The sequence below is a fragment of the Jonquetella sp. BV3C21 genome, assembly GCF_000468895.1.
Taxonomy (GTDB): domain Bacteria; phylum Synergistota; class Synergistia; order Synergistales; family Dethiosulfovibrionaceae; genus Jonquetella; species Jonquetella anthropi.
Genome location: NZ_AWWC01000006.1, coordinates 30526 through 55328, shown reverse-complemented (window position 1 = coordinate 55328; position 24803 = coordinate 30526). Strand labels below are relative to the sequence as shown.

The window sequence follows — 24803 nt, the reverse complement described above, 5'->3', positions numbered from 1 at the left end:
ATTTCACATCTCCGCTGTCAATTGGAGATTTAGATCTTATCACCTTGAACAACGCTACAGTTTTCTCGCGTCCTGATACGCTTTCACGAGGATTTGGACGGTCTTGCGCCCTTCTCTGGCCGTGACGTACGCCCGGCTGGTCCGGTCGCCATCGAGGATTTTAGGAAGCTCTTTGTACAGCACAGCATGGCCGCCACCGTACACGCTCTTGGGGTCATAACTCGCCTCAGAGATCCGACTGTCCATCCCGTGGGGATCAGCAAAGTTCCACGTCTCGATTTTGTTCATGGCGACACCGCTAATTCTGACGGTGCCCTTTTCGCCCATGACAGTGATGGAACCTTCATAGTTTTTCGGGTACGTCAAAACGGACACGTTGATGTTGCCAATGGCGCCGCTGCGAAACTTGAGGATGACGCTGATTGTGTCTTCGGCTTCGATGCGCCGCCCCAGCGTGGAGCTGAACGCCTTAACGCTTTCGACAGAACCGCCCATCCACTGCACCATGTCCACATAGTGAGCGGCTTGGTTGCTCAGGCACCCGCCGTCCATTTCCCACGTGCCGCGCCAAGGCGCCATGTCGTAGTAGTCCTGCGGGCGCGCCCAAAAAACGTTGGAGACGATCTGGTGAATTCGGCCGAACCGCCCGGCTTCAAGGGCCTCTCTCAAGAGCAGGATCGGCGGGTTCAGCCGGTTCTGTTTGACTTCCAAATACAGCACGTTCGCCCGATCGGCTGCCACGATTGCCCGGTCGATGCTTTCCAAGTCGTTTGTGCCCAGCGGTTTTTCGCTCAGTATGTTGACGCCGGCTTCGGCGGCTTTGAGGGCATGAGCCGGGTGCAGCCCCGAAGGCGTGCAGAGGACGACGAGGTCAAGTTTTTCTTCCGCCAACATGACGTCGTAGTCAGTATACGCCTTCGCTCCTGTCAAAGCGGCAATTTCATCCGCCCGCTGGGGGATAATGTCACAACAGGCAACAAGGCGGAGTTCTCCGCCATTCATGGCTTTCAGCGCGTTCACGTGACTGTGGCTGATTCGGCCACAGCCGACGATGCCGATACAGTACATGTGAGCCTCCTAGAGAATGTACAGGCCTTTGATCTCTTCAACCGGCTTGTGAAGTGACGGGGCGACGATGTTTCGGGTATCGAAGATCAGCTTGGCCTTCGCGACAAGCTGAGCATAGTCAACTCGTTTCTTGTGGCCGGTGGCTACCAATACGGCGTCGCAGCTTTCGATCAATTCGTCGGTCATTTCGGCTGGGGTGACTGTTTTGCCTCCGTGGCGAACTGTTGAGCAGTACGGGTCACAGACTGCGACCGTTGCTCCCTTACGCTCCAGCAGATCCCAAATTTTCAGCGACGGAGACTCCCGCAGGTCGTCGATATCGCCCTTGTATGCCAATCCAAGCAGAAGAATTTTGCTGCCTTTCAGGGCCTTGCTTCGATCGTTCAACAGTTCCATGAGCCGCTCGACCACATAATCCGGCATGGCGTCGTTAATCTCCCCGCTGAGCTCGATCAGTCGGGTATGGTAGTCGTACGCCCGGGCCTTATAGGTGAGATAGAACGGGTCCAGCGGAATGCAGTGGCCGCCGATCCCAGGGCCGGGGTAAAACGGCATGAAGCCGAACGGTTTGGTGGCGGCAGCAGAAATGACTTCCCAGACGTTGATGCCCATCCGGTGAAAGACCAGTGCCATTTCGTTGGCCAACGCGCAGTTGACGATTCGGAACGTGTTCTCGAGGATCTTCGCCGCCTCGGCTTCCTTAGGCGACGAGACCATGAAGACCGGCGCGCCGAGAATGGTCTCGTACAACAGCTGCGCGGCGGCCGCGCTCTCAGGGCCGCACCCACCGACTACCTTCGGCGTGTTGTGAGTCTTGTACTGGGCGTTGCCCGGGTCGACCCGCTCAGGGCTGAACGCCAAGAGGAAGTCCCCGCCGCAGGAGAGGCCTGTGCCCTCCAGAATCGGCTTGACGACCTCTTCGGTCGTCCCCGGGTACGTGGTGCTTTCGAGGACGACAAGCATTCCTTGATGAAGCCTCGGCGCAATTTCCTTGGCAGACGCTTCGATGTAGCTCAGGTCAGGCTGTTTAAACTCGTCCAAGGGGGTGGGAACGCAGATCGTCACCACGTCGCACTCGGCAATCCGGCCAAAATCCGAGCTCGCCGCCAAGAACCCAGTCTCGACAAGTCTGTTCAGCTCCTCGGGGATGATATCACCGATGTAGTTTTCTCCCCTGTTGACCTTGTTGACCTTTTCGTCTTGGACATCAAACCCAAGCACGTGGTAACCAGCCCGAGCCTTTTCGACAGCGAGGGGCAATCCTACGTATCCCAAGCCGATAACGCCCAGCTTGGCCGTCTTGTCACGGAGTCTGTTCATAAGCTCTGTCATTGTAAGGCCTTCCTCATCATAAAATATCCGACTGGCGAACACTTTGCTTTATGTATGCGCCCCGCTGTCTCTTTCCCCGCAAAACACCGCGGCTTCACCCAGCAGACATATTGGCTATTTTCAGTTATTATATCAGATTCAGCGTGACCTGCTCTGTCTTTCGTTCAACATCTCCGTTTCGTACCAGATTTTTTTGCTGAACCTCTCATGAAATAGCACAAGAACCTTTTATGGCCACAAAAACAACCCTACGCCGTCAAACGATACCTCGTTGACACAAAAACGTGGCGCCCTCTAACAGGAGGGCGCCACGCAAATAATGCTGCCATAGCAGAATGCTTTTACCTAAATCATGGTGCTAATGGGATCGGACGATTTCCTTGACCTTCATCAGCCGGCTCAGGGTAGACCGCTCCTGCTCTTCCAGCTTCATCGAGATATGGCGAATCGTCTCGATGCAGGACGGGATGAGCACGTGTTCCAGCGCGTTGACGCGCCGGCGGGTCTTCTCAATCTCAGAGGACATCAGGGCCACGGCCTTTTCGTCCGCCGCCAGCTGAAGGAGCTTGGGGATCACCTGAGAAAACCTCTCCAACGCCACGTCCAAACTGGCCGGCGTGGTGGCCATGCCGTAGCTGAACGTGCTGCCTTTCTGCTCTACCCGGTACTCGGGGACGAGCACGCTCATCACGTTATGGCTTTCGATTGTCAGCTCGCAGGCCGCCGCGCTGCTCATCAGCGCGGCTTCCAGCATGGCGGGTATGGTCTGAGCTCGAGCCATGAGGAAATCCTTGTAGCAGTTTTCCAACTCGGCTTCGACGGTTTCCCGCGTCTTGCGCACGGCCTTCGCCTTTTCCAAGAACGCTTTAATCAGGGCGTCTTGCTTGTCCTTCAGGAGCTTGTGGCCCCGTTTGGCCACGGTCAGCCGGTTTTTGAGCCGGGTCAGCTCCATCCGGTTGGGGTTCACGTTCATCAACGCCATGACGCTCCCCCCTTACTCGGCTTTTGCCGGATTTTTGCCGTTCGATTCCTTCAGCGGTCTCAGATACTTTTCAATCCAAGCGTCCCGGACGCGCTTCAGTTCCTTCTCCGGCACGATGGTCAGCAGCTCCCAGCCTAACTTGAGCGTCTCTTCAACGGTGCGGTTCTCGTACTCGCCCTGACGGACGTATTCGTCCTCGAACCGGCCGGCGAACTGGGCAAACGCCTTGTCTTCCTCGCTCAGCGCGCCTTCGCCGAGGATCACGGCCAGTTCTTTGGCCTCTTTGCCTCGGGCGTAAGCGGCGAACAGCTGGTTCATCAGGTCGGCATGATCTTCCCGCGTCTTGCCCTTGCCGATACCCTTATCCTTCAGTCGGGACAGGGACGGCATGACGTCCACCGGCGGGTAAATGCCCCGGCGGTGCAGGGTCTGGCTCAGGATGATCTGGCCTTCGGTGATGTAGCCGGTCAGGTCGGGGATCGGGTGAGTCTTGTCGCCTTCGGGCATGGTGAGAATCGGAACCTGGGTGATGGAACCGGTGCTGCCGCGCAGCTTACCGGCCCGCTCGTACAGGTTCGCCAAGTCGGTGTACAGGTACCCGGGGTATCCGCGCCGGCCGGGAACTTCCTTGCGGGCGGCTGAAATTTCCCGGAGCGCCTCGCAGTAGTTGGTCAGGTCGGTCAGGATCACCAGCACGTGCATGTTCTTTTCAAACGCCAAATACTCGGCAGCGGTCAGAGCCAAGCGTGGCGTGGTGATTCGCTCAATCGCCGGGTCGTCCGCCAAGTTGACGAACATGACGGTCCGCTCCAGAGCGCCGGTCTTTCGGAAGTCTTCCATAAAGAACGACGACTCCTCGAACGTGATGCCCATGGCGGCGAACACGACGGCGAAGTTCCCCTTGGCGCCCAACACGTTGGCCTGACGGGCCAGCTGAGCGGCCATGCGGTTGTGAGGCAGCCCGGAAGCGGAGAAGATCGGCAGCTTCTGGCCGCGGACCATCGGATTCATCCCGTCGATGGTGCTGATGCCCGTCTGAATGAACTCGGACGGGTAGTCCCGGGAGTACGGGTTCATCGGCAGGCCGTTCACGTCGATGGACTTCTCCGGGATAATCGGCGCGCCGCCGTCCAGCGGCTGACCGCGTCCGTTGAAGATGCGACCCAGCATGTCGGCACTCACCGGCAGGGTCAGCACTCGCCCGAGGAAGCGGACGACCGTGCTGGAAACGTCGATTCCGTCCGTCCCTTCAAAGACCTGTACCAACGCGCGGTTGGAGTCAATTTCCAGAACTCGGCCTCGGCGCCGCTCGCCGTTTGCCAGTTCAATTTCGACCAATTCGTCGTATTTGACGTCAGCCACGGACTCAACGACCAGCAGAGGCCCCTGAAGGCTCGTGACGGTGCGGTATTCTCTTGGCAGCATCATGACCGTCCACCTCCTGCAGTGACCAGCTCGCCGATCTGAGCTTTCATTTCGTCCTCAAGGGCGTCCAATTTCTCCAGCTCGTTTTCGCCCACCAACCCCATTCGGGCGATCTTCTCGCGGACCGGCAGGTTGAACAGCTTGTTCATGTCCGCGCCGGCCTTGAGCGCTTCGGCCCCCAAATGGTGGAACTTGATGATGGTGGAGAGCATTTTAAACTGCTTGTCCATGGACGTGTAGGTATCCGTCTCGTGGAAGGCGTTCTGGTGCAGGAAGTCCTCTCGAAGGGACTTGGCGGTCTCCATGATCATTCGCTCGTTGCGGGACAGGGCGTCCAACCCGACGAGCCGAACGATCTCGTTGAGCGACGACTCCTCGGTCAGCAGGCTCATGGCCTCGACCCGGGTGGGCGTCCACTCGGCGTTGAACTTGCCGTCCCAGTACGCGTCAAGCTGGTTGGTGTAAAGCGAGTAGCTGGTCAACCAGTTGATGGCCGGGAAGTGACGCTGGTACGCCAAGTTGGCGTCCAGCCCCCAGAACACCTTGGTGACCCGCAGCGTGTTCTGCGTGACCGGCTCGGACAGGTCGCCGCCAGGAGGCGATACGGCCCCGATGGCGGAAACTGAGCCTTCGGCCCGAGCCTTGCCGAGACAGACGACCCGACCGGCCCGTTCGTAGAACGAAGCTAGACGGCTGCCCAAATACGCCGGGTACCCTTCGTCGCCGGGCATTTCTTCCAGACGGCCGGACATCTCGCGCAGGGCTTCTGCCCAGCGGCTCGTCGAGTCGGCCATCAGGGCGACTGAATATCCCATGTCCCGGTAGTACTCGGCAATGGTGATGCCGGTGTACACGCTGGCCTCGCGGGCCGCCACGGGCATGTTGGACGTGTTGGCAATGAGCACAGTCCGCTTCATCAGGGGCTGGCCGGACCGAGGGTCTTCCAGTTCGGGGAACTCGAGAAGCACGTCGGTCATCTCGTTGCCGCGCTCGCCGCAGCCGATGTAGACGACGATCTGAGCCTCCGCCCACTTTGCCAGCTGGTGCTGAATGACCGTCTTCCCAGAACCGAACGGGCCAGGCACGCAGGCCGTGCCGCCCATAGCGATGGGGAAGAACGTGTCGACGACCCGCTGACCGGTGGTCAGCGGCGTATTGGGCGGCAGCCGGCGAGCGACCGGGCGTCCTTTGCGCACGGGCCACCGCTGCATCATGGTCAGCTCGTGCCGAACTCCGCTGTCGTCCTCCACAACCGCAATGACGTCGTCCAACGTGAAGTCGCCGCGCTCAACGCTGATCAGTTTTCCTTCCACGCCCCACGGCACCATGATCCGATGCTCAACGAGAACGGTCTCTTTCACAACGCCTAAAACGTCTCCCACGCTCACCCGGTCGCCGACTTCGGCGCGGGGCTCGAAGCCCCACTTCCGGGAATGATCCAGCGGCGAGACGGAAATGCCCTTCGCGATATAGGGGCTTTTTGCAACCGTCTCAATATCTCTCAGCGGGCGCTGAATCCCGTCATAAAACTGCTCGATCAGTCCGGGGCCCAGCTCGACGCTCAGGGGTTCACCGGTGCTCACGACCGGCTCGCCGGGGCGAAGGCCTGACGTTTCCTCGTAGGCCTGGATGGAGGCAGTATCACCCTTGAGTTCGATGATCTCGCCAACCAACCCGATGTCGCCGATGCGAACCACGTCGTACATGCTCGCGCCAGTCATCCCCTTCGCGACGACCAGGGGACCGGAGATTCGTTCAATAGTGCCTTTTACCATGTGATCCACGGCCAAGTTGATCGCCTCCGCTGTCCACTATTCTTTGGCAAAGATGTCCATCCCGACGGCCCGCTCCACGCTGGCTCGAATGGCTCTGAGCCCCGTGCCGAGCGATCCTCTGATGCCCGGGATCGGGATAATGCTCGTGCCGTACTCCAGATTCAGACGGTCGACGAGCGCGCTTTCCTTCTGGTATACAGCCTCTTCGACGAACACGACGCCGCAGCCTTCGGCTGCCAAGCGCTGCAGGACGTCGGCCGGGCTGTCATTGGGCGCGAGGACGTACGGCTTAACGCCTACCGCCTGAAACGGGAGAACCGTATCGTACGCTCCTACAGCCGCCATTGAACTCGTCTGGGGTTTAGACATGACGCAGCAGCCCCCTTATCGTTTCCCGATTCACGCCGCTCGCCACCGCCACCAGAACGATGCGCAGATTTTTGGTCTCCACCTCTCTGGCCCACAGGTAACGAACTACGTTCGCCGGCTCAAACGTTCCGAATTTAGAGGGCGCCAGAACCGACGAGATGTAGTCGTCCAAGTCCCGTTCAAATCGGACGACCAGCGTGCTGAAGGCTCCGCCTTCTTGGAACGACTCGAGCAGCCGGCCGATTGGGTGAGCCTGAAGCTCTCTCGACCAGTTCTCGACCGGTTCGGCCAGAAGCGACTTGAGCCGCGGCGTATCAATCGTCCCGCCGGGGTGCAAAAAGGCCTCGACTGCGCCCGGATCAAGCTGCAGCCGGCTGAGCCGAAGCAGGCTTTTGACGTTGTCGCCGTCGATTCTCGCCTTTGCCCAAGCCGTGACCAAGTCCATATCCAGCCCCGAAGCAATATCGAGCAGAGCCCGGTAGTAGCCGCGGTCAATGAGGCACTCCACCGCCTGCATATCGTGATGCTGGTCCCAGTGCCCCTGCGCCTGACGGCAGCACTCGCCGAGGTTCCACGGCAGCTTGCCCCACTCGCCGCCCTCAAGCGTCAGGACCAGTCCGTCGGTGTCCATCGAGCCGAGCGGGCTGAGCAGGTCAAGCCGCCGGCCGGTGCCTCCGTCGGACATCATGGCACCTTTCATGACGACTTTCGCGTTGTGAACGTCGTACAGCAGCCGGCACAGCGTCACCAGAGCCTCGTCCGGGACGAATGACGCCACATCCCGGTACGTTCTGGCCAGCTCGCCGTCAATCGCTGAGTCGAAGTCGGACGGCGACTTGAGTTCCATGAACGCCGCCGAGTAGTGCGTCTCGCTCAGAGCCTTGATCGCCGCTTCCAGAGACTGGCTTTCCAGCAGACGGGCGAAGAACGCCTCATCGAGCAGGCGGTCCTCCATCGCTTTCAGCCGGGCAACGGCGTACCCGTAGTCTTTTTTCGAGGCCATGACAGCCTCCTTACTCGTCTGCAAAGAGACGGGCCGTCAGATCAGACTCCAAATCATCCCTGAGCCAGCGGACCAGCGTCTCAAAAGAGCAGTTCTCGCTGATCTTTCCCCGCCGCAGGATGAAGCCGCCCCGGATAGCCGGGTGTTCAGACGACATGGTGATTTTCTTTCCCCGAGCCGCGTTGTACTTATCCAACCACGCGGCGTTCAGGACTTTTTCCTCCGGGCCGACGAGAAGCTCTTCCTCGCCAGTCACGGCAGCCTTGTCCAGCAGCTTCTCCATAAAGCTCCCGTACTGTTTCTCGTCAATCGAGGCCAAAACGTCCAAAGAGCCGTCTAAAGCCCGGTCCATCAGCTCCCGTTTGGCTCCCAGCATCAGCCGGGCCACGTCCAAGTTGGCGACAATTGTCGCGCGGCGCTTGATTTCCGGCGTCTCGTCGGCAAGAGACTTATCATAGCGGGCCGCAACAGCCGCTATTTCTTCCTCGGCCTGACGGGAAAGCTCGTCTGCCTGACGTTGAGCTTCGGCCAGAATCGACTCGGCCTTGGCAGCCGCTTCGCCCTCGATTTTCTTCCGAATGTCTGCAAGGGCCATGGCGAAGGCTCCTTACAGGGAAATGCCGTTAAGCAGCAGAATACTGACGAGCAGAGCCAGAACGGCGTACGTTTCGACCATGGCGGGCAGAATGACCGCCTTGCCCGCTTCGCCGGGCTGACGGGCGATCATCTGAATGCAGGCCGCCGACGTCTTTCCCTGAGCAATTGCCGAGTACAGCCCCGCTAAGGCCATCGGAAGGCAGGCGAAGCAGATAGCTAGGCCGACGCCCCAGCCGATCGTCGTCACAGTACCGCCCACCAAGCCGATTTTCAGCATGGCGAAGAAGGCGATCAGCAGACCGTAAATGCCCTGCGTGCCCGGCAGAGCCTGAAGCATCAGCACCAGACCGAATTTGCCCGGATCTTCCGTCATGACGCCCGCGCCGACTTCACCGGCAATACCGACGCCGATAGCCGAACCGCATCCGGCCATTCCTGCTGCCAAGGCTGCACCAAAAATCACCAGAGCGACACCAAGATACTCCATTCCATGACACTCCTCTCAAGGGATTCCGTCTTAATAGGCGGCTAGGCTCTGCCGTCGTTTTCGGCCACAGTGACGTACTCGGTTCGGTACGTTAGAGGCTCGAACTGCGTGCCGCCGCTTTCGTAAAACTTTCCGAAAAACTCCACGTACTGAAGGCGCAGGGGGTGAACAAACGCCCCCAAGATGTTGATGACCATGCTGAAAATCTGCCCGCCGAAGAACAGCAGCAGGGCAAGCACCCACCCGACATACGGCACGCCGGCCACCATGGACGACATCAGGTTGATGATCATCGCTACGGCACTGCCGACCAGCCCCAGAGCGAGCAGGCGGCTGTAGCTCAGCACGTCACCCAAGTAAGAAGTGACGCCGTACAGGCTCAGCACGCCGCTGGTCAGTTTGCCAAACAGCGTGGGCTTCTCCCGCCCCTGCGTGAGGATCAGTAGCGCGGCGCCGCCCAAAGCCAGCAGCTTGCCGGCCGGAGCCAGCGACGGGACCTGAGTCGAAGCCCCAAGCGACAGAAGTCCGATCAAAAGCAGCGCCCAGCCGCCCTGATCGGCTACCGCGGCAAAAACTTTGCCGTGGCGGACGTTGGTGTAAAACGCGATCGCCAAACCGTAGAAGATGTGCACCAGCCCTAAAGCCAAGGACAGCCCCAGCATGACCATGGGCTGCTCCATCGGGTTGATGACCGCCATGCCGTGGACAACCGGCCGGAGGAACGACAGGAAGGGAAACTCGTCGACCATATTGCCGAACCAACCGCCGGTCAGAGCGCCCACGATAATCGTGGCGATGCCAGAATAGAAAATCAGCTTGATGAACCGATACGGACCTTCGGACATTGACCGGTACTTGTGGAGGACGTACCAAGTAATCGCAGCCACAACGACGCCGTATCCCGCGTCGCCGTAGCACAGCCCGAAGAACAGCAGGAAGAACGGGAACATCGGAACCGACGGGTCGGCCCCACCGTACACCGGCGCCCCGTAAAGCATGGTGAGCATTTCGAGGGGCTGAGCGAACTTCGGGTTTTCCAGCGTCACAGGCGGATTATCGCCGTCCTGCGGCGCGTGAACCTGCAGGTCGATCTCCCGCTCCCACGGCGCTAAAACGCGCTTTAGTTCCGCCTCGTCGGCGCTGCGCACCCAGCCCGCAAGGGCCACCGTCTGGGCCGTTTTTTCGCCCCGAGCGACGGCCTCGCGCCGGTCTTCCAAAATCTGATAACAGTCTGCCAGCTGACGAAGGACCGTCATATGCTCGACGGCAAACTGGGTCAGCTCACTCTCCACGGCCCGTTCCTGAGCCGTCATCTCGTCCAGTTGAGCCAAAAGGCCCCCGATTTCCTCAGAAACAGATCCGGCCAAATTTTCCGGCAGCTCAAGCCGAGCCACGCCGCACCGAAGGGCCACAGCGGTAAACTCTTCTTCCCGCTCGCGCAGGTAGATGGCAAGCCCCCACGGGGTTCCCACCTTTTTGTCTGCCGGCAGGTGAACGGTCACGTCGGCGTCGGAACCCAGCGCCTCAGCCAGCGCGTCTTTCCAGACCGTCAGGGCTTCCGGCGACGCCTGCCCTAAAAAGGCGGCGACCCGCTTGGTGCCCTGAGTTAAGAGCGACAGCGGGCAGGGAAGGTCGGACAAGTTCCGCAGCACGTCGATCACCTGACGGGTCTGCTCCTTGGCTGACTTGAGCTCTAAAAGACGGCGTTCCTTCTCCCGGACCTGACCGACCAGCGCCGGGACGTCCGTTGAGTCTTTCAGCCGCATCAGCTGGTCCATCGTCAGCCGATCCCGGTCGCCGAGCATTCGGGCGATCGAGCTCGTCGGATCGTCGTACCGAGGCGTCAGAAAACGAATGGCGTACCGGAGGTCCGCAAGGGCCGACTCGTAGTCAGACGCGGACTCGGCTAAGGTTTCAGGGACGTCGGAAGCGGCTTTTTCGGACACGTCGCACCGGCCCCAAGACTGCAGGGCGGCCATGACCGGCTCAAGAGATGACCGGAGCACGTGAAGCTCAATTCGTTTGACTTCAGCTACGGCCATAGCGTGACATCACCTCTTCGGCAACCCACTTGGACGTTTTCGCCAAAAGTCCTTCGTGGGCTTTGACGAACTCCGCCGCCTTCTTTTTCCCCTGATCTACCAGGCCGGCTGCCTGGTCAGCCGCTTCTTTCTCCAGTTTCTCGACCTTATTCCGATACTCCCGATAGAGGCTTTGACGGGACTCTTTCACTTTCTTCGCCGCCTCGTCCCTGGCGCGCGCCACACATGACGCGGCCTGAGCCTCGGCGTCGGACACCCGTTTTGCCGCGGCCTCCTCTAGGGCACGAATCTCATCGGTCAAATTCGTCGCCATCATTCCACCTCCTTCCGTCGTTGTGTATACACAAAGACGCAGGTTACAACTAGTTAGATTCTATTGGTGAAATAACGAGATGTCAATTCAAATTCAGCTTCGATCAAAGTTTCAGCGAACTTTCAGCAGAGATGCCCATCACGTTGTCTCTATTTTGTCGCAAATGCACAGAACCGTTCGCGTATCACCTGTTTTCCCGCGAGAACTCTCCGACGCCTTTTGCCGTTTCTGAACTGCGCGGTCCCCCAAAGACGGCTTCCCCTTCAAGCTCTCGCCGTCTGACGATTCACAGCCGCGGCGAAGGAGCCCATTGCGGGAGAAAAGAAAAAACCCGCCGGTCTCGTGACCGGCGGGGAGAGAAATCAGTTGGAGCGGATGACGGGGATCGAACCCGCGACCCTCAGCTTGGGAAGCTGATGCTCTACCAACTGAGCTACATCCGCAACTATTTTGCAATTATATGGCAGGGCCCATGCGTTGGCAAGTGCCCGGCGTCAGGAGCCGGAAATCTCCGTACTCGTGAGCCAGATCGGCCAATTCGAGGCACCTCAGCTGATCGACCTTTTCAAGGAAGCGGGTGAACAGCTGCTGGGTGTACCAGCAGTCGCACAGCGCCCGGTGATGAACGCCCTCTTTGAACTCGAAAAAGTCGCTCAGCGACTCCAAACTGTAGCTTCGCAGCCCGGGGAAGGCGACTCGGCTCAGAGGAAGCGTGTCAAACACCGTCATCGCCTGCCACTTGCGGCCCAGCTTGTCTAAAACCGGCGCGATGAAGCTTAGGTCAAACGGCGCGTTGTGGAGAACGAGCGGCGCGGGGCCGACAAAGTCCAGCAGTCCCGCGATGACCTCTTCGACCCGAGGCTGACCGGCCACCATGTCGTCGGTTATGCCGTGAATGGATCTGCCGCTGGCCGGGATAGGGCAGCCCGGATCAATGAGCGAGGAAAACTCTTCGCCCTTCTTGCCGGGAACGAACTTGAGAGCCCCCACCTCGATGATGGAGCAGCTCCTCGGTGACAGGCCGGTCGTCTCGATGTCCAGCGCCACGTATCCAGTCTCCCAAGCAAAGGCCTCGTCGTTCACGGCTCATCAGCTCCTTCGGCAATCCGTTCAAGCTCCCGATAGGTCATGTCAGGGCGTATTCCCCACCGGGTCAGGGTAAAATCATACCTCACCGGGTCATCGGGCCGCAACCGCCGAAACGCCTCAGTGATCTCCCGCGCCGTCGCCAGCCCGGCTCCCTTCCGACGGGTCAGGCCGAACAGCCGCGCGACGCGGAACATGTGCGTGTCCAACGGGACGACCAGCGCCGACGGCGGGACGTCGTCCCAGCCTCCGGGGTCAACGCCGTCATGCCGAACCATCCAGCGCATGAACAAAAACGCCCGCTTGCAGGAGCTTTTCCTGCTGGGACGGCACACCAGACTGGTGCGGCCGGCTTGATCTTCGACCGCTCCGGCAAACTCGTCCCAGCTGGCAGTCAGGTCGGACGTGCGGGAAAAACTCTTCCCAATCCAGCTCCCGATCGTCCCGTCGCCAATCACGTCCCGAACGGCCAACAGGACGTCGGCCACCTCGGCGACTGGGGTGAACCGGTGCTTAAAATCTCCCCAACTGTCTATCAAGCTCGAACGGGTCGCGTCGGCCAGCGCAGCCCGGGGATGACTGCCCAGCGGAGCGAGCAGACGCGCGACGCTGGACAGGATCATGGCAACCCGCCCGTATGCCAGAGACGACGCGACGAACCCGACAAGCTCCCGGTCCTCCGGCTCTCTGTACTCGTAGAGGAACTGAAGCGGATCCGGGCTGATGAGTTCTCTCCTGTTGTACGTCCTGTACAGGGACTCGAGCAGGCAGGACAGGCGCTTTTTAGAAAGCCGTTTGGCCATAAGCACACTCCTTCAAAAAAAGAGGGGCCCGATCTCGGGCCCCTCTTCGGCTGTGAACTTATTCGTGTCTGACGAAGCCGGCGTCCAGCAGGTGAAGCTTTCCTGCGTCGCCCTTGCCCAAGGAGACCGCGTGAACGTTCCGCGTCGCGTTCGCCTCTTCTTCCACTTGCTCGTTGATGTACCAGCTCATCAGAGTTTCCGTGGCGAAGTCCTCTTCCTCACGGGCGAGCTTGATAATCGACGCGATGAGGTCGGACACGTGACGCTCGTGGCCAAGCGCCTGCTCGAAGACGGCTAAGGCGCTTTCCCATGACGTCTTGGGCCCCTCGATAGCCGTCAGCTTGGGCTGCTCGCCGCGGGATTCGATGTAGTGGTAGATCTTGAAAGCGTGCTCCATCTCTTCCTTGGCCTGATGGGCCATCCAACCGGCCATGCCCGGTAGCTCCTGAGCGGTCAGCCAGCTGGCCATGGACTGGTACAGATAGGCCGAGTACATCTCGGCGTTCACCTGATCGTTCAGCGCTTTGTAAAGCTTATCAGAAAGTTTCATCCCTATCCCTCTCCCTTCTTGCTTTTTTACAGCCTAGTCTCCCCCTCTGGAGCCGGCAAGAGTGAAACTAGTGATTCGTCGTCGCCATGCCCCGTTCTTCGGCCGTCCCGGGGATCAGATTATCGAGAAGGCACGATGAGATGCCCGCTACGGCCATGGCCGTCTTGCCGAGCGCCCACAGAACCTGACCGATGATCCCCAGCTCGAAGAATGCCGCCTGATGGGCCTCGACCCAGCCGGGAAGCCCCAGAGCCATGAGGAACGAGAACCCGATGATCATCACGTTGCGCTGGGAGTGCATGTCCGCCCGGAGCAGCGCTTGAATGCCCAGCGCCCCGATGCAGCCAAAAAGCGCGATGTAGCATCCGCCAATGATCGGCGTGGGGACCGTCGCTACCAGCGCGCCGAACTTGCCGACAAAGCTCATCAGGATCAGAAGAACCGCGCCGGTTCGGACGACCCATCGGGACGCCACGCCGGTCAGGCTGATCAGGCCGATGTTCTCCGTGTAGGACGTGCAGGCGACCGCGCCGCTCAGGCCGCCCACCATGCAGCCGATTCCCTCGGCGGCAATGCCCCGATTGATGACTTCGGGTGACGGATCCGGCAGCCCGCAGGCGTTGCTCACGTTGTAGTAGTCGCCCAGACTTTCGATGAACACGGAGAAGAACCCAGCAAGCACGGCGCCCATGGAGACGAAGCTGATTTTGGGCATCCCCCACGGGGCCAACCCGGTGAACTGCAGCCAATGAGCCCCTCTGACGGTGGTAAGATTGATGAAGACCGGGTGATCCGGCGGCAGAACGCCTGTGGCGCTGAGGGCTAAGCAGACCAGATACACCACCACCACGCTGAGTAGAATCGAGAAGATGTTCACGTAGACCCGCTTGACCACGAGGCTGAACAGGAAGATCAGCGCGACGACCGCCAGCGACGCGGGCCAGAACTTCGCCGCGTTGCTGCCCACGGCGACGGGGGCCAGAGAGAACCCGATTGCCATGATGGTGGTTCCCATGGTCAGGGGGCCGATGAACCGGCGCAGTTTGCCCACGATGCCGCAGTACCCCAACACGGCCATCACGAGACCGCCGACGATCAGCGAGCCGCCCAGATACTGCATGATGACGTTCGGCCCCTGCGATCCGTAGATGCCGATGACGGTCATCACGGGCGGGATGAAGCTGAAGCTGGAACCCTGAACGATCGGCAGACGGGAGCCCAGACGGCTGGTCTGGACGAGCGTGCATATCCCCATCGACAGGTAGACGCAGCTGATAAAGAAGCCGATCTGCAGCGGCGACATGCCCATCGCAGGGCCGAAAATCAGCGGCACGAGCGTCGTGGCGCCAAACAGCGTAAGCACGTGCTGAGCCCCGGCCAGCAGCATGACCGGCATGGACGGTCTGTCTTCAACGCCATAGACGAGTACTCTCTTGTTCATCATGACCCTCCTCTTTTTTTCTGGAGGGATTATATCATATTTTGTGTGAAAACGGTTGCACAATCATGAAGGAGGTTCCCCATGTCTGTTCAGTCAGTTCTTCAGCGGTGCGCCGAACTGGTCGCCGCGTCCCGCCGAGCCGTCGCCTTTACCGGCGCGGGAGTCTCCACCGACGCCGGTCTGCCGGATTTCCGAGGACCGAACGGCCTGTACCGTCGGTCCGACGTGGACGCTTCCCGTCTCTTCGACATCGACGCGTTTTATGAGGATCCGTCGTACTACTATCGGTTCCATCGCCAGCTGCGAAAAATTTTGGCGGGCATTCGGCCGACGGTCACCCACAGATTTTTGGCCCAGTGGGAGCAGTCCGGCCGGCTGGTAGCCCTCGTGACTCAGAACTTCGACGGACTTCACGAGGCCGCCGGCTCAAAGCGCGTCTTCCCAGTCCACGGCACGGTGGCGACCAACACGTGTCTGCGGTGCGGCAGAGGTTTTTCCGCGGCCCAGCTGGACGAATTTCTTGCCGAACAGGACGTGCCTCACTGTCCCTGCGGCGGCGTCATTAAGCCCGACGTGGTGTTCTTCGGCGAGTCGGTGAAGTTTTTGAGCGAGTCGTTCGCCGCCGCCGAGGCGGCGGACTTCATGCTGGTGCTGGGCACGTCGCTGACCGTCGCTCCGGCCTGTTCCGTTCCCGCCCTCTGCCCCGCGCCGGTGGTGATCGTCAACAAAGGGGCGGTTCACCTTTCCTACCCGCGCAGCAGGGAGATCCTTCAGGCCGACTGCGACCTGGACGACTTTTTCACCCAGCTGTCAAGGCTTGTGACGTTCCCTTAACGGTCACGAACACAAATGGCCGGCCCTTCTGCCGCGAGCGGCAGAAGGGCCGGCTTTTCTGCAAAACAAAAGGCTCCCGCGCTTTTGCGCGGGAGCCGCAATGACTGGAGCCGACTTCCAGACTTGAACTGGAGACCCCCTCCTTACCATGGAGGTGCTCTACCGACTGAGCTAAGTCGGCTAGTGGTGGTAGCGGGTGGATTTGAACCACCGTAGGCGCTAGCCGGCAGATTTACAGTCTGCTGCCTTTGACCACTCGGCCACACTACCCCTCGGTCACGCTGGCGTAGTAATGGAGCCGGCAACCAGATTTGAACTGGTGACCTGCTGATTACAAGTCAGCCGCTCTACCAACTGAGCTACGCCGGCCCGAACGCTGTGTATTATACCGACTTTCGGGCCCTTGTCAACCGGCAGACGCCATACACTTTGGCTGAACGGGCTTGATCGGTTAAATTTTTTCCTCCACGGCGTGAATTTTCCCGTCCATGGTGAGCTCTTTGTCCCGCCGGTCGTCGATTCGGATCGTCGTTCCAACCCGCATGATCCCCATGCCAAACGGCGCCTCGTGAGCGGCGCGGATCGCCTTCAACACCTCGTCAAGTTCCCCCTCCAGCACCGTGCCCATCGGGGTAAGACGCACTTTCAGGTCAAAACTCCGAAGCGTCCTCTCCACAGCCGCCACGTACGGGCTGTACCCTCCCGGTCCCGGAATGACCGGCACAACCGTCACTTCAGCGATGACTTTTGGCATGTTCTTCTCCCTTCTCCGAGCTCCAAGCTCCGGACATAAACGTTTCGTCCAACGGGTCGCCCCCCAAGGCGAACCAGTAGTCGTTCCGTGCCAGAAGAGAATCGTACAGTGCGTCAACGACGCCGTTGCGGGCTTTGGACAGCTGAGCCCGCGCGTCGAGAACGTCCAAGTTCGTCCCCACCGCCGCGTTGTACCGCACGAGCGCGATACGGTAGTCCTCAGAAGCGCTTTTTTCCTGCTGAACCGCCACTTTGTTCCGGCTGATTGCCGACGTCATGTTAAGCCGCGACTGGGCGATCTCCATGTCGATCTGGCGTTTCACGTCCTCGATCTGGGCGTCGGCCTCAGCGGCCTTGGCTTTAGCCTCCCGGGCCTGAGCGGACGCCTTGCCGCCGTCGAAGAAGTCCCAACGAAGAGCCAGCCCGACCTCCCAGTCCTGCCGGTCGTTTGGCCAAAACTGCCGCCCCTGCGCGACAAGAGAACCCTTGGCGAGCAGTTTAGGACCTAAAGACCCGTGAGCCGCCTTGGCCGACGCGTTCGCCGCCTGCTTCAAACACCCTAAAGCGACCAGTTCGGGGCGAAGGGCCGCGTCGTCCTCGCCCGGCTCATCCAGCTGGGCGACGCCTCGGCCGTTCGGCTCCGGCAGGTCGTAGCAGCCCTGCAGACTGATTCCTACAAGGCGTTCCAGCCCCTTCCACGCCAGCTGAACGGCGTTGTCCACAGTGATCAGCCCCAGCTGACTTTCGGCCACAGCCGCTTCGGTGCGAAGCACGTCGTGTTTGGCCACCGCCCCGTGGCGATAGAACGTGTTCACTTGGTCCAGATGTTCCTTCGCCAAGTCGTAGATCTCCTGAGCCACCGCCCGTTTCGCTCTGGCTCTCTGCAAGCCATACCAGCAGGCCAGCGTCTCGTGGGCGATCGTCTGGCGGACCCGTTCCGTCTGGGCGTCAACCCCTCGGGCAGCCCATTTTTTTGCCGCGACGGAGTTTTCCACGGCGCCGCTGCTGAAGACGAGCCACTGCACGCCAAGCTCAGCCGCATATGCCTCGGTAAAGCTGTCAAGCGCGTACCCGGCTCCTCCGCCAACGACCGTGCCGATGGGCGTGCCTAAGGGCCCCAACGCGGCACCTTGAACCCTGACAAACGCCGGAATCTTGCCGTCCTCGCCCTGCCACGAGCCGCCGAGGGACGCGAACAGGTGCGGAATTTTGTCCGATCGTGCCTGATCGATGGCAGCTCGAGCCGCGTCGAACCGACGGTTCGCCGCCTGAATCTGCGGGCTGTGTTCCAACGCCAGCCTCACGGCCTCCTGAGGCGTCAGAACCGGAGAAGCCGCCGCAGGCACGGCAAACAGCAGGCATAACTCCACAAAAAGGAACAGCTTCTTCATCTGATACCCTCCCACACGCCGCGCGCTTTACAGCAGAAAGCGCGCCGCAATTCCCAGATAAACTGCCAGTCCTGCGACGTCTACGATGGTGCTGAGAAGCGGCCCCGACAGGAGCGCCGGGTCAAAGCCCATCCGCCGGATAGCAAACGGCAGAAGCGTGCCCATGGCGTTCGCCAGCGTCACAACAGCGATCATGCCGCTCGCCACGACCATCCATATCGGCGGCTGGGTTCCCATCATCCAAGCCCGCCCGACAGCCATAGCAGCCATGGCAAGGCCCAACATCAGGCCGGTCACCAATTCGCGGACGAGCACCTTCCAGACCGTTGAATCGGGCATTTGGCCGAGCGCCATGCTGCGAATAACCAAGGCCGACGCCTGAGAGCCCGTGTTGCCGCCCGTGTCCACCAGAAGGGGAATGAAGAACGACAGGGCAACCACAGTGCTCAGCGCCTCTTCAAATGACTTCATCAAGCTGGTAGTCATAATGCCGGTCACAAGACACAGGAGCAGACAGGGCAGACGCCGCCGAGCTTGGCGCAGAATGCTCGGGCTTTCCTGCTCTTCGCCGGACGACAGACCGCCCATCTGAAGGAACAGTTCGGCGTTTTCCTGATCGATCAAGTCCAGCACGTCGTCGAAGGTAAGCAGCCCGATCAACCGGCCGCCGTCAACCACGGGGAGCACGTCCCGATCGTACCGGGACATGATCCGGGCCGCTTCGTCCTGCGGGGTCAGAGGCGAGACTTGGCAGGGATTCGGGTCGAGCAGCTCCATCACAGGACGGTCCGGGTCGGACAGGACGATATCCTCCAACGGCACCGAGCCGACGAACTGACCGTCCTCGTCGACGACGAAGCAGCTGCGGGCCGTTTCCCGGTTTTCCGCGCCGGTCCGTATCCGGCCGATGGCGTCTTTGACGCTGTCAGTCGGCAGGAGCTGCACCCACCCTTTTGTCATTAAAAGCCCGACGCTCTCAGCGGGCCACGGCAGGGCTTTTTCGACCTCTCGGCGGACTTTGACCGGCAAAGCGCCCACCACGTCGCGGGTGAGCCGGGCCGGCAGCTCGTCCAGCAGGGTCATGATCGTCGTCTGAGGCAGCGCGAGAACCAAGTTGCCAAGCTCTTTCACCGTCGCGCTGGACAGGATTCTCTGCCGCTCGTTTCGGTCCAAGTCCTTGAGCAGCGCCACGAAGCGGGCCGGCTCTAAGTAACTGCACAGCAAAAGCGCCCGCCGCGGATGAAGGTGGCGGAGCTCTTCCTTCAGCATTGACGAGGGCAGCCGGTTTAGCATTCGAACGCAGGTTTCCCTGTCGCCGCGCTCAAAGACCCCTCTGAAATTGTTGCGGTGCGGCGCCGCCATGGTCTACGCTTCTTTCCCGAAGACCCAGCCGGCGCAAGTCAAACAGCTCATCGGCTCAGCCTCCGTTCTCATAGCGAGGCGACTTTCAGGAACGCCTGCGCGATCCCGAAATACACCATCAGCCCGCACACGTCGACCACGGTAGTCAGCAGAGGACCTGACATAATTGCCGGGTCAATTCCCAGCGAGTGCCCCACGAGGGGCAGCAGCGTGCCGACTAAGTTTCCCATCAGCACGACGGCCGCCAGCGCCACGCCGACCGCCAGCGTCACAGGCAGCCCAACGCCCAAGGAAACGGCGCGAAGGAGCCCTAAGATCCCCAGCACGACGCCCATCGTCACCCCGACGCCGGTCTCGCGCAAAATCGTCTCCCCGGCGTTGCGCCAGCTGCCGGTTCCCAGCGTGATGCTGCGGACCATCACGGTGGCCGACTGGGTGCCCGAGTTGCCGCCCGTCCCAATGAGCAGCGGCACAAAAAACGTCAGAGTCACCGCTTGGCTGATGACCGGCTCAAAATACCTGAGAACCGCCGACGTGAGCGACTCGGCGAAGATACAGATCACAAGCCACGTGAACCGCTTGCGCACCAGCGTAACCACGCTGGCGTCCAAGTAGTCCTCGTCCATCGGCTGGATACCGGCATGAAGTTCCAAGTCCTCGGTGGCCTCTTCTTCGACCACGTCCAGTACGTCGTCAAAGGTGATGATCCCAACCAGCCGCTCTTCCGAGTCGACGACCGGTAGCGAGTACAGGTCGTACTGGGAAATGACCTTGGCGGCCTCTTCCTGGTCCTGGGTCGTCAAAATCCAAATAGGCGCCGGGTCCATCACGTCGCCAACAAGGGCGTCAGGGTCGGCCAGAAGCAGGTCTTCCAAGTCAACTTCGCCCAGCAGGTGCCGGTACGGGTCGGTGACAAAACAGGTGTAAATCGTCTCTTTATTCGGCGCGGTCTGGCGAATCCGATCCAGCGCCTCCTGAACGGTCGCGGCCGCTTTTAAGTCGATATATTCGGGCGTCATGATCCGGCCTGCCGAGTCCTGCGGGTACCCCAACAGCCGGTTGGCCAGAGCACGCTCCTGCGGTGAAAGCTGCCGCAGAAGCTCCTTGACCGTTTTGGCCGGCAGCTCGTCGAACAGTTCGGTCCGGTCGTCGTCGGACATATCTTCCAACATGACGGCCACTTCTTTGTCCGACGCATGACGCAAAAACGTCTGCTGAACGTCCGTGTCCAGCAGCTCGAAAACGTCGATCGCCATATCCTTGGGCAGCAGGCGGAAAAAGAACACAAGTTCCGCCGGCGGCAGCAGGCCGAGACACTCCGCCATATCGACAGGCTCCACGCCGGACAGAATTTCTTTGGCCCGGCGGAACTCCTTCGCCTGGATGAGCTCTCGAATCTGCTCGATGAGTTCGCGCTCTCTCGAGATCATCTCGTACTCCTTTCCACGTCAACACGAGCCGACGCGGAAAGCCGCCGCCTCGTTTTTACGGTACGTTCGGTGTACTTATCGGTACAGGGTCTGCCGATAATGAGCCTTGTTCCATATCATCACCGTTCTTTCTGCACCCGCAAAATTTCGCGCCATAGGCGGCTGTCTATCATCATACACTTGCTTTAAAATGACCGTCAATGACGGGCGCCGCCAGAGGACAAAAAAGGCGGTTGAGCTTCGCCCTCCGCCTTCAGTCCGTCGTCTTCAAATTTTGATTCAGGCGCCACATCGTCAGCCCCTGCGCCTCGGCGTCCTTCTTCATCTGATCGACCTGATCGTTGAACTCCTTCAAGATCGGGGGCCACTGAATGTTCATCGCCTCGCAGATCTTCTCGTAGGTTCTGCCGGCCTTTCTCATTCGATACACGCCGGTCAGGTCCCCGTCGGGCTGATTGAGACGGTCGATGATCAGTTTGGACAGGAGAAAGTCCTCCAGCGTCATGCCCGCCTTGGCCGAGCGGTTCCACTCCTGCTTGCTGGCGCCGCTTCGGTCCAACACAATCTGGCAAAGCGCCGCGTCGCCGTTCAAATCCCCCGCCCAGGCGTTCAGCGAGCACAGGATGGCCGCCGCGCAGACTGCCGCTGGGATAATTTTTAAGAGCTTCATGGGTCATTCTCCGTTCGTCCGAAACTCGCGAAGGCCCCTGCGGCCCCGCCGTACAGCCGTATTATTCCACGAACCCGCGAGGCGCGCCAGAGAAACCGTTTCACAAGTTTTCCTTTCCGCAACCGGCGGGATTGCAAGAACCGCCGGGCCAGCCTAAGATAAAAATATCATCCCTGAAAGGAGCCGCCGCGATGAACCCAGTCGAGCGAGTTCAGAAAGCCCTCACGGCCCTAGGGTACGGACAGGGCATCACCTACAGCGAACTGACTATCTTCACCGTGTCGGACGCGGCGAAAGCCGTCGGCGTGACCGAAGGGGAGATCCTCAAAAGCCTGATCTTTCTCATCGACGGCTCGCCGTGGCTCGTCCTCATGTCGGGAAGCAACAAGGTTCACTCCGGCGCGGTCAAGCGCGCCTCGGGCGGGAAAAAGGTTTCCATGGCCCCTTCGGACTACGTGCTGGAACATTTCGGCTACGCCGTTGGCGGCGTGCCGCCCGTCGGTTACGACGAGCAGCTGCCGGCGCTTCTGGACGAGGACCTGTGGAATTACCCAGCCGTCTGGGCCGCCGCTGGGACGGATCACCACTTCTTCCCGATCAGCCCTGACGACCTCGCCCGATACACCGGCGGCCGACGAGCCGCGCTGAAAAAATCCGACGCCCCTCAAAAATAATCGGCCGCGCCTCATCAGGCCGTTTGGGACGTCCCCTGCACTGTGCGCCGCGGGAGCGAAAGCGGACGAAGGAGAGCTCATGAACGAACAATTTGACCGATCGGCCGACGATTTCGCCGACTACCTGCGCTTTGAGCGGCAGAGCAGCGACCATACCGTCAGATCGTATGCCCGGGCTCTGGCCAAGTGGCGCAGCTGGTGCGAGACGTCCGGCGCCGACCCGATGAGCCCCGACGACGCGACGACTCCTCGGTTCATCGCCGCGATGCGGGAACAGGACCTCGCGTCCAGCACAGTTCAGCAGACCATGGCGGCGCTGAGAAGCTGGGTTCGCTATCGGCAGAGCACCGGCTCGGCGGCAGCAAGCGCCCTTCGGCTTCCCGCGCTGCCGGACAAGCCCCGCCGCCTGCCTCAAGTGCTTTCTGACGGCGAGATCGACCGGCTTCTTGAAAGCTGCTCCGGCGAGAGCTGGATGGACGTCCGGGACCGGACGATCCTTCAGATCCTCGCCGACTGCGGTCTGCGGGCTTCTGAAATCTGCTCGCTGACTCTGGCGTCGGTCGACATGGACACCCGGTTCCTTCACGTGCGCGGCAAGGGGAACAAGGACCGGTCCGTCCCCTTCGGAGCCAGCGTGGCCGACTGGCTGACCAAGTGGCTGGCGGTCCGCGCCGACGGTCATCCGACAGGTGGCGCCCGGTCGTTCCTGTTTGCCAGCCGAACCGGCGACCGGCTGACCCGCATTGACCTGTGGCGGCTGATCCGCCGACGGGGAGAACGGGCCGGGGTCGCCAAGGCTCGGCTTCACCCTCACGTGCTGCGCCACTCGGTCGCCACGCGGCTGCTACGCCGGGGCATGGACCTTCGGACCCTGCAGGAGTTCTTAGGCCACAGCTCGATCGGCACCACGGAAAAGTACACTCACTTTGATTTGGAGCTGCGGGACGTCTACGACCGCTGCCATCCCCACGCCCGACTGGGCGGACAAACGGAGGACATCTCATGACATCGTACCGCCAACTGGTCACAGACGCTCTTGAGTTCATCAAGGGCAAAGAGCCGCGTCAGCCCCTGCTGGCCATCGTTTTAGGAAGCGGACTCGGGGCGTTCGCCGAGTCTCTGGAAGAAAAACAGGTTATCCCGTACAGCGACATCCCCAACTGGCCTCTTTCCACCGCGCCGGGACACGCCGGCCGGCTGGTCATCGGCTCGGTGAACGGCATGACCGTCGCCGCTCTGCAAGGCAGGCTTCACCCCTACGAGGGGTATTCAATGGAGGACGTGACGTTCCCCGTCCGAGTTCTGGGCGCTTGGGGCGTCAAGACGTTCATCGCCACCAACGCGTCGGGAAGCATCAACTTAGGGTACCGGGCCGGGGATATCATCATCGTCCGGGACCATATCAACCTGATGGGACGCAACCCTCTGACCGGCCCGAACGAACCGTCGTGGGGCCCCCGGTTCCCTGACATGACAACCGCCTACAGCCCGGACCTTCGGCTGCTGATATCCCGCTGCGCCCTCGAGCTTGGGATACCGACCCACGAGGGCGTCTATCTGGCGATGAGCGGCCCGTCCTACGAGACGCCCGCCGAGATTCGCATGGGGCGGCTCTTGGGCGCCGACGTGGTCGGCATGTCCACCGTGCCTGAGGTCATCGTCGCCCGACACATGGGCATGAAAATCGCCTGTCTGTCCTGCGTGGCCAACGCGGCCGCGGGTATCACAGGCAACGCGCTGACCGAACAGGAAGTCCTGGACACCATGGACCGGACCGCCGGAGCTCTCACGTCGCTGCTGCTCTCCGTCGCGTCCAAGCTGTCCCAAACCGCTTAACCTTTCGACGATGGCCTTCGTCGTCCGACTTCTTCGGCTGCTGATCGTGCCGCTTTTCATCGGCTGGTTCATTCGGTCCATGCGGCGCGATATGGCGAGAAGCGGTCAAAAATTCGACTGGCGCCGATTTGTCCGCTCGTTCCTCTCCGGCCCCTATCGCGCCGAGGGCGGACAGAGCTGGACGACGAGTCCGCCGGGCCGCCCGCATAAGTCGCCGTGGGAGGTATTCGGTCTCAGCCCGACGGCGTCAGACCAAGAGATTAAACAGCGCTATCGAGAGCTAGTCTCCAAGTATCACCCTGATCGGTTCTCCGAACTGAAAGATCAAGAGTTTTCCGAGCTGGCCGCCCAGAAGTTCAAAGAGCTTCAGGAGGCCTATCAGACTCTGCGGCGCCTTCGCGGGTTTTAACCGCTCAACAGTTGAACGACGCGCCTATCTAGGGTACAATATTTGAGTTTTCGGAGGCGAATGTGGCCTGGTGGCCGCCCCGGGCTTCAAACCCGCGCGAGGGGCGATTTGAGTCGTCCTTGGTGTGTTCGATTCGCACACGCCTCCGCCACTATGACACAAATAAGCGAG

The 24803-nt window shown here is 60.6% G+C and carries 25 protein-coding genes and 5 tRNA genes; 6 read left to right on the top strand and 24 right to left on the bottom strand.

The genetic code is table 11. The annotated features are described in order from the left end of the window. Window positions 1-54: 54 nt before the first annotated feature. From HMPREF1249_RS01270 to HMPREF1249_RS01195, 16 genes are all read right to left on the bottom strand, one after another. A complete protein-coding gene (locus HMPREF1249_RS01270) occupies window positions 55-1068 on the bottom strand; it encodes a Gfo/Idh/MocA family protein (RefSeq protein ID WP_021775750.1) in 1014 nt (337 codons plus the stop codon). 9 nt (window positions 1069-1077) lie between these two features. After that, window positions 1078-2400 carry a nucleotide sugar dehydrogenase gene (locus HMPREF1249_RS01265; protein ID WP_039873049.1) on the bottom strand — a complete coding sequence of 441 codons (1323 nt, stop codon included), beginning with the start codon at window positions 2398-2400 and terminating at the stop codon, window positions 1078-1080. Window positions 2401-2758: 358 nt separating this feature from the next. Beyond that, a complete protein-coding gene (locus tag HMPREF1249_RS01260) occupies window positions 2759-3382 on the bottom strand; it encodes a V-type ATP synthase subunit D (RefSeq protein WP_008522370.1) in 624 nt (207 codons plus the stop codon). Window positions 3383-3394: 12 nt separating this feature from the next. Beyond that, window positions 3395-4810, bottom strand: a complete 1416-nt coding sequence (locus HMPREF1249_RS01255) for a V-type ATP synthase subunit B (RefSeq protein ID WP_008522031.1) — start codon at window positions 4808-4810, stop codon at window positions 3395-3397. Beyond that, a complete protein-coding gene (locus HMPREF1249_RS01250) occupies window positions 4807-6582 on the bottom strand; it encodes a V-type ATP synthase subunit A (RefSeq protein ID WP_008522029.1) in 1776 nt (591 codons plus the stop codon). The genes HMPREF1249_RS01255 and HMPREF1249_RS01250 overlap by 4 nt, the downstream gene beginning before the upstream one ends. Before the next feature lie 36 nt (window positions 6583-6618). Further along, window positions 6619-6951 carry a V-type ATP synthase subunit F gene (locus tag HMPREF1249_RS01245; RefSeq protein ID WP_008522367.1) on the bottom strand — a complete coding sequence of 111 codons (333 nt, stop codon included), beginning with the start codon at window positions 6949-6951 and terminating at the stop codon, window positions 6619-6621. Further along, window positions 6944-7954, bottom strand: a complete 1011-nt coding sequence (locus HMPREF1249_RS01240; protein ID WP_008522365.1) for a V-type ATPase subunit — start codon at window positions 7952-7954, stop codon at window positions 6944-6946. Before HMPREF1249_RS01240 ends, HMPREF1249_RS01245 begins: the two co-directional genes overlap by 8 nt. Before the next feature lie 10 nt (window positions 7955-7964). Continuing rightward, on the bottom strand, window positions 7965-8549 hold the full coding sequence (locus HMPREF1249_RS01235) for a V-type ATP synthase subunit E (RefSeq protein WP_008522025.1): 585 nt from the start codon (window positions 8547-8549) through the stop codon (window positions 7965-7967). Between the two features lie 12 nt (window positions 8550-8561). Beyond that, entirely contained in the window at window positions 8562-9038 is a 477-nt protein-coding gene (locus tag HMPREF1249_RS01230; protein ID WP_008522024.1) for a V-type ATP synthase subunit K, read from the bottom strand. Window positions 9039-9079: 41 nt separating this feature from the next. Further along, complete coding sequence (locus HMPREF1249_RS01225; protein WP_008522363.1) at window positions 9080-11080, bottom strand: V-type ATP synthase subunit I; 2001 nt, start codon at window positions 11078-11080, stop codon at window positions 9080-9082. Beyond that, the gene (locus HMPREF1249_RS01220) at window positions 11067-11393 is read right to left on the bottom strand and encodes a hypothetical protein (protein ID WP_008522361.1); all 327 of its coding nucleotides are present in this window, start codon (window positions 11391-11393) and stop codon (window positions 11067-11069) included. The genes HMPREF1249_RS01225 and HMPREF1249_RS01220 overlap by 14 nt, the downstream gene beginning before the upstream one ends. Window positions 11394-11760: 367 nt before the next feature. Further along, window positions 11761-11836 (bottom strand) — tRNA-Gly (locus HMPREF1249_RS01215). 13 nt (window positions 11837-11849) lie between these two features. Next, complete coding sequence (locus HMPREF1249_RS01210) at window positions 11850-12476, bottom strand: 3'-5' exonuclease (RefSeq protein ID WP_008522020.1); 627 nt, start codon at window positions 12474-12476, stop codon at window positions 11850-11852. Further along, a complete protein-coding gene (locus HMPREF1249_RS01205) occupies window positions 12473-13282 on the bottom strand; it encodes a TIGR02757 family protein (protein ID WP_021775707.1) in 810 nt (269 codons plus the stop codon). Before HMPREF1249_RS01205 ends, HMPREF1249_RS01210 begins: the two co-directional genes overlap by 4 nt. 58 nt (window positions 13283-13340) lie before the next feature. Further along, window positions 13341-13832, bottom strand: a complete 492-nt coding sequence (locus HMPREF1249_RS01200; protein WP_021775751.1) for a ferritin — start codon at window positions 13830-13832, stop codon at window positions 13341-13343. Window positions 13833-13899: 67 nt separating this feature from the next. Further along, window positions 13900-15273, bottom strand: a complete 1374-nt coding sequence (locus HMPREF1249_RS01195; protein ID WP_008522357.1) for a uracil-xanthine permease family protein — start codon at window positions 15271-15273, stop codon at window positions 13900-13902. A gap of 81 nt (window positions 15274-15354) precedes the next feature. Here HMPREF1249_RS01195 and HMPREF1249_RS01190 point away from each other — a divergent pair, with 81 nt between their 5' ends. Continuing rightward, window positions 15355-16107, top strand: a complete 753-nt coding sequence (locus HMPREF1249_RS01190; protein ID WP_021775690.1) for an SIR2 family NAD-dependent protein deacylase — start codon at window positions 15355-15357, stop codon at window positions 16105-16107. Window positions 16108-16212: 105 nt separating this feature from the next. On the opposite strand, the gene HMPREF1249_RS01185 is transcribed toward HMPREF1249_RS01190, so the two are convergent. The 8 genes from HMPREF1249_RS01185 to HMPREF1249_RS01150 all read right to left on the bottom strand — a co-directional run bounded on the left by HMPREF1249_RS01185 (window position 16213) and on the right by HMPREF1249_RS01150 (window position 21713). Next, window positions 16213-16288 (bottom strand) — tRNA-Thr (locus HMPREF1249_RS01185). 3 nt (window positions 16289-16291) lie between these two features. Beyond that, window positions 16292-16377 (bottom strand) — tRNA-Tyr (locus HMPREF1249_RS01180). A gap of 23 nt (window positions 16378-16400) precedes the next feature. After that, window positions 16401-16476 (bottom strand) — tRNA-Thr (locus HMPREF1249_RS01175). 82 nt (window positions 16477-16558) lie between these two features. Further along, window positions 16559-16861, bottom strand: coding sequence for an MTH1187 family thiamine-binding protein (locus HMPREF1249_RS01170; RefSeq protein ID WP_008522011.1), 303 nt, complete (start codon window positions 16859-16861; stop codon window positions 16559-16561). Further along, window positions 16842-18251: a TolC family protein gene (locus HMPREF1249_RS01165; RefSeq protein ID WP_008522354.1), complete on the bottom strand. Its 1410-nt coding sequence runs from the start codon at window positions 18249-18251 to the stop codon at window positions 16842-16844. Before HMPREF1249_RS01165 ends, HMPREF1249_RS01170 begins: the two co-directional genes overlap by 20 nt. A gap of 27 nt (window positions 18252-18278) precedes the next feature. Beyond that, a complete protein-coding gene (mgtE, locus tag HMPREF1249_RS01160) occupies window positions 18279-19544 on the bottom strand; it encodes a magnesium transporter (RefSeq protein WP_231286765.1) in 1266 nt (421 codons plus the stop codon). Between the two features lie 137 nt (window positions 19545-19681). Then, window positions 19682-21043, bottom strand: a complete 1362-nt coding sequence (gene mgtE / locus HMPREF1249_RS01155) for a magnesium transporter (protein WP_008522008.1) — start codon at window positions 21041-21043, stop codon at window positions 19682-19684. Window positions 21044-21296: 253 nt separating this feature from the next. Continuing rightward, window positions 21297-21713: a hypothetical protein gene (locus HMPREF1249_RS01150; protein ID WP_008522006.1), complete on the bottom strand. Its 417-nt coding sequence runs from the start codon at window positions 21711-21713 to the stop codon at window positions 21297-21299. Between the two features lie 191 nt (window positions 21714-21904). On the opposite strand from HMPREF1249_RS01150, the gene HMPREF1249_RS01145 reads away from it, so the two are divergent. The 5 genes from HMPREF1249_RS01145 to HMPREF1249_RS07965 all read left to right on the top strand — a co-directional run bounded on the left by HMPREF1249_RS01145 (window position 21905) and on the right by HMPREF1249_RS07965 (window position 24783). Next, window positions 21905-22387 (top strand): YbaK/EbsC family protein, encoded by a 483-nt coding sequence (locus HMPREF1249_RS01145; RefSeq protein ID WP_008522005.1) that lies wholly within the window; start codon window positions 21905-21907, stop codon window positions 22385-22387. Window positions 22388-22466: 79 nt separating this feature from the next. Continuing rightward, window positions 22467-23393, top strand: a complete 927-nt coding sequence (locus HMPREF1249_RS01140) for a tyrosine-type recombinase/integrase (protein WP_008522004.1) — start codon at window positions 22467-22469, stop codon at window positions 23391-23393. After that, window positions 23390-24223 (top strand): purine-nucleoside phosphorylase, encoded by an 834-nt coding sequence (locus HMPREF1249_RS01135; RefSeq protein WP_008522002.1) that lies wholly within the window; start codon window positions 23390-23392, stop codon window positions 24221-24223. Before HMPREF1249_RS01140 ends, HMPREF1249_RS01135 begins: the two co-directional genes overlap by 4 nt. A 10-nt stretch (window positions 24224-24233) precedes the next feature. Further along, window positions 24234-24632: a J domain-containing protein gene (locus tag HMPREF1249_RS01130; protein WP_008522000.1), complete on the top strand. Its 399-nt coding sequence runs from the start codon at window positions 24234-24236 to the stop codon at window positions 24630-24632. Window positions 24633-24684: 52 nt separating this feature from the next. Next, window positions 24685-24783: transfer RNA gene (locus HMPREF1249_RS07965), tRNA-Sec, on the top strand. Window positions 24784-24803: the final 20 nt, after the last annotated feature.

Coding starts and splice junctions, on each gene's coding strand:
- HMPREF1249_RS01270 (WP_021775750.1), bottom strand. CDS start 1,068: ATGTACTGTATCGGCATCGTCGGCTGTGGCCGAATCAGCCACAGTCAC.
- HMPREF1249_RS01265 (WP_039873049.1), bottom strand. CDS start 2,400: ATGACAGAGCTTATGAACAGACTCCGTGACAAGACGGCCAAGCTGGGC.
- HMPREF1249_RS01260 (WP_008522370.1), bottom strand. CDS start 3,382: ATGGCGTTGATGAACGTGAACCCCAACCGGATGGAGCTGACCCGGCTC.
- HMPREF1249_RS01255 (WP_008522031.1), bottom strand. CDS start 4,810: ATGATGCTGCCAAGAGAATACCGCACCGTCACGAGCCTTCAGGGGCCT.
- HMPREF1249_RS01250 (WP_008522029.1), bottom strand. CDS start 6,582: ATGGTAAAAGGCACTATTGAACGAATCTCCGGTCCCCTGGTCGTCGCG.
- HMPREF1249_RS01245 (WP_008522367.1), bottom strand. CDS start 6,951: ATGTCTAAACCCCAGACGAGTTCAATGGCGGCTGTAGGAGCGTACGAT.
- HMPREF1249_RS01240 (WP_008522365.1), bottom strand. CDS start 7,954: ATGGCCTCGAAAAAAGACTACGGGTACGCCGTTGCCCGGCTGAAAGCG.
- HMPREF1249_RS01235 (WP_008522025.1), bottom strand. CDS start 8,549: ATGGCCCTTGCAGACATTCGGAAGAAAATCGAGGGCGAAGCGGCTGCC.
- HMPREF1249_RS01230 (WP_008522024.1), bottom strand. CDS start 9,038: ATGGAGTATCTTGGTGTCGCTCTGGTGATTTTTGGTGCAGCCTTGGCA.
- HMPREF1249_RS01225 (WP_008522363.1), bottom strand. CDS start 11,080: ATGGCCGTAGCTGAAGTCAAACGAATTGAGCTTCACGTGCTCCGGTCA.
- HMPREF1249_RS01220 (WP_008522361.1), bottom strand. CDS start 11,393: ATGGCGACGAATTTGACCGATGAGATTCGTGCCCTAGAGGAGGCCGCG.
- HMPREF1249_RS01205 (WP_021775707.1), bottom strand. CDS start 13,282: ATGGCCAAACGGCTTTCTAAAAAGCGCCTGTCCTGCCTGCTCGAGTCC.
- HMPREF1249_RS01200 (WP_021775751.1), bottom strand. CDS start 13,832: ATGAAACTTTCTGATAAGCTTTACAAAGCGCTGAACGATCAGGTGAAC.
- HMPREF1249_RS01195 (WP_008522357.1), bottom strand. CDS start 15,273: ATGAACAAGAGAGTACTCGTCTATGGCGTTGAAGACAGACCGTCCATG.
- HMPREF1249_RS01190 (WP_021775690.1), top strand. CDS start 15,355: ATGTCTGTTCAGTCAGTTCTTCAGCGGTGCGCCGAACTGGTCGCCGCG.
- HMPREF1249_RS01170 (WP_008522011.1), bottom strand. CDS start 16,861: ATGCCAAAAGTCATCGCTGAAGTGACGGTTGTGCCGGTCATTCCGGGA.
- HMPREF1249_RS01165 (WP_008522354.1), bottom strand. CDS start 18,251: ATGAAGAAGCTGTTCCTTTTTGTGGAGTTATGCCTGCTGTTTGCCGTG.
- mgtE (WP_231286765.1), bottom strand. CDS start 19,544: ATGCTAAACCGGCTGCCCTCGTCAATGCTGAAGGAAGAGCTCCGCCAC.
- mgtE (WP_008522008.1), bottom strand. CDS start 21,043: ATGATCTCGAGAGAGCGCGAACTCATCGAGCAGATTCGAGAGCTCATC.
- HMPREF1249_RS01150 (WP_008522006.1), bottom strand. CDS start 21,713: ATGAAGCTCTTAAAAATTATCCCAGCGGCAGTCTGCGCGGCGGCCATC.
- HMPREF1249_RS01145 (WP_008522005.1), top strand. CDS start 21,905: ATGAACCCAGTCGAGCGAGTTCAGAAAGCCCTCACGGCCCTAGGGTAC.
- HMPREF1249_RS01140 (WP_008522004.1), top strand. CDS start 22,467: ATGAACGAACAATTTGACCGATCGGCCGACGATTTCGCCGACTACCTG.
- HMPREF1249_RS01135 (WP_008522002.1), top strand. CDS start 23,390: ATGACATCGTACCGCCAACTGGTCACAGACGCTCTTGAGTTCATCAAG.
- HMPREF1249_RS01130 (WP_008522000.1), top strand. CDS start 24,234: ATGGCCTTCGTCGTCCGACTTCTTCGGCTGCTGATCGTGCCGCTTTTC.